Genomic DNA, 1354 nt, shown 5'->3' with positions numbered 1-1354 from the left:
GTAAAGCTTCTTAAAACCTTGGTAGAAAGTGGTACGCCGATTAAGTCGATTGCGGATTCTTGGGGAGTTTCAAGAACAACGATTTATAGATATATTAATAAGTTTTAGAATAAACTAAAAAACCAGCTCACAACTATTAAGGTGCAAGCTGGTTTAATTTTTTTACTTTGGTATAATTAGTAACTCATACTAATTTTACAATCTTCGATAAGATATTGACTGATATTTCTAACAAAAGATTTCAAGCGTTCCTTTTTGTTATGTAAATCTAACGCTGTTTGATTTTCCCAATTTTCTGCAATTACATATTGAGTACTGTCTTGGACAACGAACTGAACCAACTTTGCAATAGGTTGCTTTCAGTGAATCTTGGGCGAAACAAATATGAATTCTCCCCAAGGTCAATAAGTTAAGCAAGATACAAAAAGCTTATCATCATGATAAACTTTTTACGTTTTCAGTTTAAGTATTGCATATTTTCAATTCGTTTTTCCGACCATTTGTGGCATACTTTTAACATTTTTACTTTTTGTTCTTCATTCAATTGCTCGAAGTAAGCTCGTGGGTCATTGGGGACATGATTGGGGATAACTCCCATCAGATATCCTGGTGGAAGTTGGAAGTATTGGGACAAAACTAAAGCAATTTTATTAGCAATAGCTTTTCCTAAAGTTTTCAAACTTCCTCCTCTATCAATAATATAACAAGCATAATTATAACCCTTTTGAGAGAAGTTGAAAAGTTTGAGCTAAAAATTCGATAAATTCTTTTTCAGTCATTATCATTATTCGTTGTCCTTTTCGTTTAGATTGCTTAGCCTCTGATATTTTATGCGAATGATGATAGCCTTTTATTAAATCAATCGGAAAATTGCCCGTGACTAGTCTAGTCGTTTTTTTAGTCACAGCGTTCTGATTATGCCCTTTTAAACCTATAATGATTGATTGTGCTTGTTTTCTTGTCATCGTTGTAAGGGTGCCAGTAAATACAAAATACTCATTCTCTAGCATTAAACCACCTCTGCTGTTTTTCTGAATGAACTCAATGCTCAACTTATTTGACCTTCTTTGAATCCAATTATATCAGAAAACAAGTATAAACCTTTGAAGTATACTCTGTTGGCTTGTTTTTATTTCTTTAATCCTATATATTTGACTCATATATTGTTCTTTGTTATAATGTTCTTGTTCTCGGTACAGGTACAAGAAAAAGTATGAGAGTTATATTTATTTAAGGGGTGAATCATGGATACGAAATTTTCTGTAGCATTACATATCTTGGCATTTATTTCAGAAACAGATGAAGAGGCTAATTCTACCACGCTTGCAAATAGTGTAAATACGAATAGTAGCCA

At 32.5% G+C, this 1354-nt stretch carries 3 protein-coding genes and 1 pseudogene; 2 read left to right on the top strand and 2 right to left on the bottom strand.

Translation table 11 applies throughout. The features are described from left to right. The coding region (locus HFD15_RS13915; protein ID WP_152601488.1) for a helix-turn-helix domain-containing protein at positions 1-108 on the top strand (108 nt) is incomplete at its 5' end. Positions 109-457: 349 nt separating this feature from the next. On the opposite strand, the gene HFD15_RS13910 is transcribed toward HFD15_RS13915, so the two are convergent. Together HFD15_RS13910 and HFD15_RS13905 are read right to left on the bottom strand one after the other, a co-directional pair. Next, a complete protein-coding gene (locus HFD15_RS13910) occupies positions 458-679 on the bottom strand; it encodes a hypothetical protein (protein ID WP_167593811.1) in 222 nt (73 codons plus the stop codon). A gap of 34 nt (positions 680-713) precedes the next feature. Then, on the bottom strand, positions 714-1010 hold the full coding sequence (locus HFD15_RS13905) for a BRCT domain-containing protein (protein ID WP_003132842.1): 297 nt from the start codon (positions 1008-1010) through the stop codon (positions 714-716). A gap of 234 nt (positions 1011-1244) precedes the next feature. Between HFD15_RS13905 and HFD15_RS14470 the strand changes: the two are divergent. Then, positions 1245-1354 (top strand): annotated as a pseudogene (locus HFD15_RS14470) (transcriptional regulator); the annotation flags it as partial.

It is taken from the genome of Lactococcus sp. EKM203L, assembly GCF_011800585.1.
GTDB lineage: Bacteria > Bacillota > Bacilli > Lactobacillales > Streptococcaceae > Lactococcus > Lactococcus lactis.
Note: the sequence above shows the minus strand (reverse complement) of the source record. Positions and strands in the feature narration are given on the sequence as shown.